The sequence below is a fragment of the Candidatus Dormiibacterota bacterium genome (assembly GCA_035532835.1).
In the GTDB taxonomy this organism is placed as follows: Bacteria; Vulcanimicrobiota; Vulcanimicrobiia; order Vulcanimicrobiales; family Vulcanimicrobiaceae; genus DAHUXY01.
Map to the genome: position 1 here is coordinate 1 of DATKQG010000092.1, position 7,300 is coordinate 7,300.

At 63.8% G+C, this 7,300-nt stretch carries 7 protein-coding genes and 2 rRNA genes; 5 read left to right on the plus strand and 4 right to left on the minus strand.

The annotated features are described in order from the left end of the window. Both VMW12_11425 and rrf read left to right on the plus strand, forming a co-directional pair. Nucleotides 1-316, plus strand: a 23S ribosomal RNA gene (locus VMW12_11425); the annotation flags it as partial. 108 nt (nt 317-424) lie between these two features. Continuing rightward, nucleotides 425-541, plus strand: a 5S ribosomal RNA gene (gene rrf / locus VMW12_11430). Between the two features lie 67 nt (nt 542-608). Here rrf and VMW12_11435 read toward each other — a convergent pair. Beyond that, nucleotides 609-1,886: a hypothetical protein gene (locus VMW12_11435; GenBank protein HUZ50326.1), complete on the minus strand. Its 1,278-nt coding sequence runs from the start codon at nt 1,884-1,886 to the stop codon at nt 609-611. A gap of 31 nt (nt 1,887-1,917) precedes the next feature. Then, nucleotides 1,918-3,165 carry a diphosphate--fructose-6-phosphate 1-phosphotransferase gene (gene pfp / locus VMW12_11440; protein HUZ50327.1) on the minus strand — a complete coding sequence of 416 codons (1,248 nt, stop codon included), beginning with the start codon at nt 3,163-3,165 and terminating at the stop codon, nt 1,918-1,920. An 18-nt stretch (nt 3,166-3,183) separates the two neighbouring features. On the opposite strand from pfp, the gene VMW12_11445 reads away from it, so the two are divergent. After that, nucleotides 3,184-3,711, plus strand: a complete 528-nt coding sequence (locus VMW12_11445; protein ID HUZ50328.1) for an HAD family hydrolase — start codon at nt 3,184-3,186, stop codon at nt 3,709-3,711. On the opposite strand, the gene VMW12_11450 is transcribed toward VMW12_11445, so the two are convergent. Beyond that, on the minus strand, nt 3,694-4,080 hold the full coding sequence (locus tag VMW12_11450; protein ID HUZ50329.1) for a hypothetical protein: 387 nt from the start codon (nt 4,078-4,080) through the stop codon (nt 3,694-3,696). The two genes, VMW12_11445 and VMW12_11450, sit on opposite strands and share 18 nt — an antisense overlap. Before the next feature lie 79 nt (nt 4,081-4,159). Next, nucleotides 4,160-5,824 carry a phosphoenolpyruvate carboxykinase (ATP) gene (gene pckA, locus VMW12_11455; protein HUZ50330.1) on the minus strand — a complete coding sequence of 555 codons (1,665 nt, stop codon included), beginning with the start codon at nt 5,822-5,824 and terminating at the stop codon, nt 4,160-4,162. 6 nt (nt 5,825-5,830) lie between these two features. On the opposite strand from pckA, the gene VMW12_11460 reads away from it, so the two are divergent. After that, nucleotides 5,831-6,994: a P1 family peptidase gene (locus tag VMW12_11460; protein HUZ50331.1), complete on the plus strand. Its 1,164-nt coding sequence runs from the start codon at nt 5,831-5,833 to the stop codon at nt 6,992-6,994. Next, a partial coding sequence (locus VMW12_11465; protein HUZ50332.1) for a GNAT family N-acetyltransferase occupies nt 6,991-7,300 on the plus strand: 310 nt, incomplete at its 3' end. The genes VMW12_11460 and VMW12_11465, both read left to right, overlap by 4 nt.

A 7,300-nucleotide genomic window follows, 5' to 3' on the forward strand; every position in this document is an offset into this window, starting at 1 on the left:
GTTCAGAACGTCGTGAGACAGTTCGGTCCCTATCCGCTGTGGGCGTAGGAGATTTGAGGGGCTTGGACTCTAGTACGAGAGGACCGAGTCGAACGAACCTCTGGTGAACCGGTTGTTCCGCCAGGAGCATAGCCGGGTAGCGATGTTCGGATCAGATAAGTGCTGAAAGCATATAAGCACGAAACTGACCCCAAGATGAGATCTCAATCCCGTAAGGGTGAAGAGTCGTGGTAGACTACCACGTTGATAGGCCGGGGGTGGAAGCATCGTAAGATGTGCAGCTGACCGGTACTAATAGCTCGGAAAATTTTAATTACGCCATATCGCAATCGGTTTGGCACTTGGAAGTTCTTCTCTGTACAGCTTTCTGGAACCGCGATCAGCTCGGAGCTCAGGCTCGTTGTTGCGGTTTCAGGATCAAGTTTCTGGCGTCCATAGCGGCGGGGTCACACCCGTTCCCATCCCGAACACGGCAGTTAAGCCCGCCAGCGCCAATGATAGTCGGACCGCAGGGTCCCTCGAAAGTAGGTCGGCGCCAGATTAGGAAAGCGATGAGCCCCCGGTAGCGATACCGGGGGCTCTTGCTATTGTGCGCTAGATCGCGCGCCCTACGGGCGGACGCGATAGATGAGGCCGGCTTGATCGTCGGCGATGAAGAGGCTCCCCGCGGGGCCGACGGCGATGCCGGTGGGTCGCCCGATACGTGTCGACGCCGTACATCCAGGCTGAAACCCGGTTACGAACGGTTTCCATTGCGCGTGAGGGTCGCTCCAGTTCACCGGTGTTACGGGCAGATCCCCATGCATGGGCACGACGTCAACTTCTGGCGCGACGTTGCATCCCGAAGGGGTGTGCCAGGAGCCGTGCCGGGCGACGAAAAGCGCGCCTGCATAGGACGATCCGAATGCATATGCTCCCGAAGCCTGGGCCGGGTAGAACGTCGCCCCGATGATGGTGGAGTACGCCGGCAACTCGACGAGCGGGGCAACCGTCCCCGAGCAGTTTGAACCCGAGACGTATGCGACGTGATGCTCTTCGCAATCCGGCCATCCGTAATCGGCAACGCCGCCGCGGGATGTCAGGTCGTCGAGGAACTCGTAGGGATGCAGGGTGGGCAGATCGTCCTGGCCGGCGTCGCCGACCCAGAGATGCCCGCTGACCGGATCGACGGCCAGCGCGATCGGATTGCGTATTCGCATGGCGAGCGTCGTCATGCCGCTGCCGTCGAGGCGCAGCTGTTGCACCGATGCTCGGGTAGGATCGGTCTCAACGCACGCATTGCAACTCGAGCCCACGCCGGCATAGAGTGCGTCCGCACCGGCCGCGACGGAGGTCGTGCGATGGACGTCGCCGTCGGTTGCCGGGGAGATGCTCCCGGTGCGGATGCTGCCGATTTTGGTCAGTCGCTCCGCGGTGAGGTCGCCGTCGCGGTAGGGCGTCGCATAGATGCCGTATTGGGTCGCGATGTAGACGGTGCACGTCGGCTGCGAAAAGGCCACGCCGGCATCGGGAGCATCGTTCACCGTCGCAAAAACGCTGGCCGCGCCGGCGCCTGCGGCGGCCTCGGCATTCGGAACGATGTAGACCGCCGAGCCGCTGGTTCCGACGATCAGATCGCCGTTGGGCAAAGGCGCGATTTCGCGCGCGCCACCGATGTCGGCGATCGTTTGCACCGTAAAACCGCTTGGGACGCTCAAGCCCGACGGCGTGCTCGGTGCCATCCCCGTTGAAGCTTGGGTTGATGTGGCTCCGGAGCAGTTGGACGCAGCGCTTGTCGCGGCGGCAGTGGGCTGGGTTGATGGCCGCGCGGTGGCTCCGGCGCCGGCCCCGCCCCCGCACGCCGCAAGCGCGAGCGCCCCGGCGGTCATTACGGCTGGAACGCGCACGAAGCCCCCCTTTGCGTGTCTCTAGAGCTCTCTACATGTACCCTGAACCTGCCCGCGCAAAGCGTTCTCGAAAAGCGGCGGGTGCCAGGTTGGTCTGCGCGGCGATCCGTTCGAGTTGCGGCGATCGGAGATCGTCCGGCTCGAGCCGCACCATGTAATCGCGCGCCACGGTGTAGGCCTCGGTCGTGATATCGACGAGCCGGGTGCGGATGCGGCCGGTCGCGGGATCCAGCAGCGCGTCGAGCATCACCGGCTCCACGCGGCCGCCGCGCAAGGCGATCAACGCACCGCTATGGCCGTCGAGCAGATAGCGCACGGCGCCGTAGCCGAGCGTGCGCGTGTAGTCGACGTCGAAGGCGACCGGTTTCGCGCAGCGCAGTTCGTATCCGATGTCTTTCGTCAGCACGGTCGTTTGCAAACCAAGCTCCTCCAATCGCTTGCGAACGCCGTCGCGTAGCAGCGAACCCAGGGGAATATCCGCCAGGCGAACGTGTCCGTAGGCGTCGCGAGTGGCGTGCTCGAGCGCGCGAAGCGTGGCGGCCGAAACGCGCTCGACGATGCCCTCGGCGACGACGGCGACGCCGTGTTCGTAGCCGTCGGCTCGACGCTTGACGATCGCGCCGACGATCGTATCGATCACCAGTTCGAGATCGAGTTCGGGCCCGGAGAACTCTTCGGGAATGACGGCCAGGGTCGCGCCTGCCGCCTTGCACATTCCTAGCGCCAACGCGCCGGATTTGCGCCCCATCGTCACGACGATATACCATCGCGACGTCGTGCGCGCGTCTTCGATCAGGCTTTCGATAATCTCGGCACCGACCGATCGCGCCGTCTCGTAACCAAAGGTCGGAGCGTTATCGGGTAGGGGAAGATCGCTATCGATGGTTTTCGGAACGGTTGCGATCCCGAGGCGCCCGACGGTTGCCGCCGCAATTTTCGCGGCACCGTAGGTGGTGTCGTCGCCTCCGATCGCGATCAGATAGCGAACGTCCAGAGACTCGATCGATGCGATGCACGTCGCGAGCGTGCGCTCGTCCTTGGCCGGATTCGTTCGCGACGTGCGCAGAATCGATCCGCCGTGCGTGTGGATCCGCGCGACGTCGTCGATCTCAAGCTCGATCGTTCGTGGCGCCTCGCCGCTTGCCAGATCGCGGTAGCCGTCGTAGATGCCGATCACGCGCAGGCCGCTGTTGAGAGCTTCGATCGTCGCCGAAGCGATGACGCCGTTGATGCCGGGCGCCGGGCCGCCGCCCACGAGAATCGCCAGAGTCTCTTTCATACCTCTTCCGAGTTGGAGTTGCGTAGACGCAGAGCCTTCCGGGAGCGGCGGAACTCCTGGCAGAATGCGCGAGCGATGGAGCACCGCTACGATGCCCTCTGTTTCGATCTCTTCGGCACGCTCACCGACGACCGCGGCCGCGCGATGGATGGTGCGCTCGACCTGCTCGCCGGCGTGCGCGACGCCCGCTGGGCGATCGTTACCTCGGCGCCCAGAGCCGTTGCGGAAGCGATCCTCGCGGCGGCGGGTTTACCGCTGCCGGCAGTGCTGGTCACCGGCGACGACGTCGAACGGAGCAAACCCGATCCGGCGTGCTACGCGAAGGCGGTCGCGCATCTGGGCGTCGCCCCCGAGCGCGCCCTGGCGATCGAAGACAGCATACAAGGGCTCGCTGCCGCACGCGAAGCCGGCCTCGACACGATCGTGATTCTGCGCGGCGCCCGCATCGGCAGCGTGCGCGATGCCGTGTACGCGGTCGAGAGAATCGCCGACGTGCAGCTTCGCAGCGCGACGGACGGCGGCGCCATTTTACGCTGGGGCGATTGACGGAGGATCGCTAGGAAAGACGGCATTCTGCGGAGGTTGCGCGGCGTGCGTCCGGGTGGCATGCATCCGGGAACGAAACTCCGTCCGCTGTTGCGGCGTCAGAACCTTGAGTAACTGGGCGCGCATCGCCTTGCGCGCTTGCGGATCTCGCGGGCTCCCCTTAGGATGAGCGGCGCGAAACGACGTCACGATCCGGCGCATCTGCGCTCGCTGTTGCCGGCTCAGGTGCAGGCCGCGCAAGGCGCGTCGCATCGGCGCCCGGTCGCGACCCGGTTGCGATCCGACGGTCGTCCCTTGCTGGGCTAACGCTACGATGGGGAAGGCCATCGCAATAACGACGATGGCCGAGAAACACTGTCGAAGATTCATGCCCTCACCCTACGCCGGATATGCGATCGCGGGATGAACGTACGATGAGGAGAGGATGAACGCTCGATGAGAAGCGTGCTTACGGCTTGATGGCGATTGCCTTGATGCCGTGGCTCGCGTGCGCTTCGAAGCGCTTGAAGTTGTCGAAGAAGAGCTGCGCGAGTTTTTTTGCCTGCGCGTCGTAGGCGACGGGATCGGGCCATGCATTGCGCGGTTGCAGCACCTCCGAAGGCACCCCGGGAACGCTTGTCGGGATCTGCAATCCGAAGAACGGCTCGCGGGCGAAGTGCGCCGGAATGCGCCCCTCGATCGCGGCGTTGACCATCGCACGCGTGTGCGCGATCGACATGCGCTTGCCGACGCCGTATGCGCCGCCGGTCCAGCCGGTGTTGACGAGCCAGCACTCAACTTCGTGGGCGTCGATTTTCTCGCCCAAAAGTTTAGCGTAGACGGTCGGGCGGTGCACCATGAACGGTGCGCCGTAACAGGTGGAAAACGTCGCGGCCGGCTCCGTGACGCCGCGTTCGGTGCCCGCCACCTTGGCCGTATACCCGGAGAGAAAATGATAGAGCGCTTGATCGCGCGTGAGTTTCGAAATGGGCGGTAACACGCCGAACGCATCCGCGGTCAGCATGACGATCGTTTTGGGATGGTCGCCCCGGCTGCCGGGGACGATGTTCGGAATGAACTCGAGCGGATACGCCGCGCGCGTGTTCTCGGTCTTTTCTTCAGAATCGAGATCGAGCACGCGGGTATACGCGTCGCATGCAACGTTTTCGAGCACGGTCGAGAAACGATGCGAAGCGGACCAAATCTCGGGCTCGGCCTTTTCTGAAAGGCGGATCATCTTCGCATAGCAGCCGCCCTCGAAATTGAAGACGCCGTCGCTCGACCATCCGTGCTCGTCGTCGCCGATGAGCGGACGATGCGGATCGGACGAGAGCGTCGTCTTTCCGGTTCCGGAGAGGCCGAAGAAGATGGCGGTATCCCCATCGATTTTACCGACGTTCGCGGAGCAATGCATCGGCAGCGTGTCGCGAAGCGGCAGCAGGTAATTCATGATCGTAAAGACCGATTTTTTGATCTCGCCGGCGTATTTCGTGCCGCCGATCAAGATGATCCGTTTTGCGAAATTCACTAGGACGAACGTCGGGCTGCGCGTCCCGTCGCGCTGCGGATCCGCACCGAAGAGCGCGGCGTCGACGACCGTGAATTCCGGTATGAAATTCGGATCCGGTATCTCCGGCGTGATGAACAGATGTTGCGCGAATAAGCTATGCCACGCGAACTCCGTGTAAACGCGAATAGGGACGCGGTAGCGTTCGTCGGCGCCGACGTACGCATCGAGCGCATAGACGTCGCGTTCCGAAAGATAAGTCTGCACCTTATCGAAGAGGGCGTCGAACGTCGCCGGATCGATCGGCGCGTTGGTGTCGCCCCAATCGATGTGGCCTTCGCTCGAAGGTTCTTTCACGAAAAATTTGTCTTTTGGCGAGCGGCCGGTGTGGGGGCGCGTATCGACGATAAACTGGCCGTCGCTTCCGAGGATTCCTTCGCCGCGTGCCAGCGCGTGCTCGACGAGTTCGCTTGCTGGGAGATTCTCCCAAAGCTTTGCGGCCTTTAGCTTCTCCGGAACCGTAAGAATGGTGCGACCTCTCCGATGGTGTGGCAGGGCAAAGTCTATTGGTTTTTCGCGCTGGCGGAGCGTGCCTGCAGGCCACCCAGGCGCGGGCTTCCAATCCATCCGCCCATGTCGATGCGATATTTGCGGGCCGTCGCGGCCTTGGTGTTGGGGCTAGCCTCCGCCACCGGCGCGGCGCGGGCCGTCCTGCCATTTCACTTCGGGGCCTTTGCCAGCGGACCCCTCGATGGAATTACCGACGTCCCCGGCGTTCGGGTTGCGAACCTGACCAAAATCGAAGGCAGCTCGATCCGCACGGGCGCTACGGCGATCCTTCCGGACGCCGACCCCTGGGATCATAAGGTCGCGGCAGCCTTTCTGGCCTTCAACGGCAATGGCGAGATGACCGGGACGCATTGGATCAACGAATCCGGCTATCTCGAGGAGCCGATCGTCCTGACCGACACGCTGGATATCGGACGCGCCGACGACGGGGTGATCGACTGGGTCATCGCCCACCATCCGCAGGTCGGGCGCACCGACGACGTCCCGCTCCCCGTAGTGGCCGAGTGCGACGACCAACTGATGACCGACATCCAAGCCCGCCCGGTCGTAGCCGCCGATGTCGTCGCCCTGCTGGACGCAGCCCGCGGCGGCCAATTTGCGCGCGGAAGCGTCGGGGCCGGCACCGGCATGAAGGCCTTCGGTTTCAAAGCGGGTATCGGTTCGGCATCTCGAGTTTTGCCCGAGGATCTGGGCGGCTACCGCGTCGGCGTGCTGGTAAACGACAATACCGGCAGTTCGCGTGATGCCCTGACCATCGTCGGCGTTCCGGTCGGCGAACGGCTCAAGAACGAGTACCGCATGCGCTTCCCGACGCCCGTGGCCTTACACGGCCGCATGTCCTCCGGCAGCATCGTGATTATCGTTGCCACCAACGCACCGCTCGACTCGCGCCAACTCCACGCCCTCGCGCTGCGCGCCGGCCTCGGAATGGGGCGCACCGGCCTAACGTCCGACGTCGGCAGCGGCGATCTCTTCCTCGCGTTCTCCACGTCGTACGTCTACAATCGCAAGGCATCGTTCGATATCGTCGCACCCGCGGAAGCGACCCAAGAAGACAATGCGGTTCTCGACGCGCTCTACCGCGCCACAGCGGAGGCGACGCAAGCTGCCATCTACGACGCCCTCTTCGAAGCGAAAACGATGACCGGCCGCCGCGGCGTCACGGTGTATGGTCTGCCGGACCAGCGCGTGCTCGAGATGCTGCGTGCCGCCCACGCGGTGCAATGAGCTTTATCGAGACCGAGCGTCTCGCGTTGCGTACGTGGATGCCGGGCGACGCGGAAGCGGCGTTCGCAATCTACGGCGATAGCGAGGCCATGCGTTTCGTCCCGGGCGGAGCGATCGCGCACGATGCGATACCCGCGTGGATAGAGACCCTCATGCACTCGAGCGAAGGGGCCGAAGCCGGCGTTTGGCCGGCGATTCTTAAGAGCGAGCGCCGCGTCATCGGCGCGTTCGGGATCGCGCCATCGCCCTGGGGTGATAGCGAACTTTCGTGGATCCTGGCTCGCGGTGATTGGGGCCACGGGTATG

Coding starts and splice junctions, on each gene's coding strand:
- pfp (HUZ50327.1), bottom strand. CDS start 3,165: ATGAAAGAGACTCTGGCGATTCTCGTGGGCGGCGGCCCGGCGCCCGGC.
- VMW12_11450 (HUZ50329.1), bottom strand. CDS start 4,080: ATGAATCTTCGACAGTGTTTCTCGGCCATCGTCGTTATTGCGATGGCC.
- pckA (HUZ50330.1), bottom strand. CDS start 5,824: ATGGATTGGAAGCCCGCGCCTGGGTGGCCTGCAGGCACGCTCCGCCAG.
- VMW12_11460 (HUZ50331.1), top strand. CDS start 5,831: ATGTCGATGCGATATTTGCGGGCCGTCGCGGCCTTGGTGTTGGGGCTA.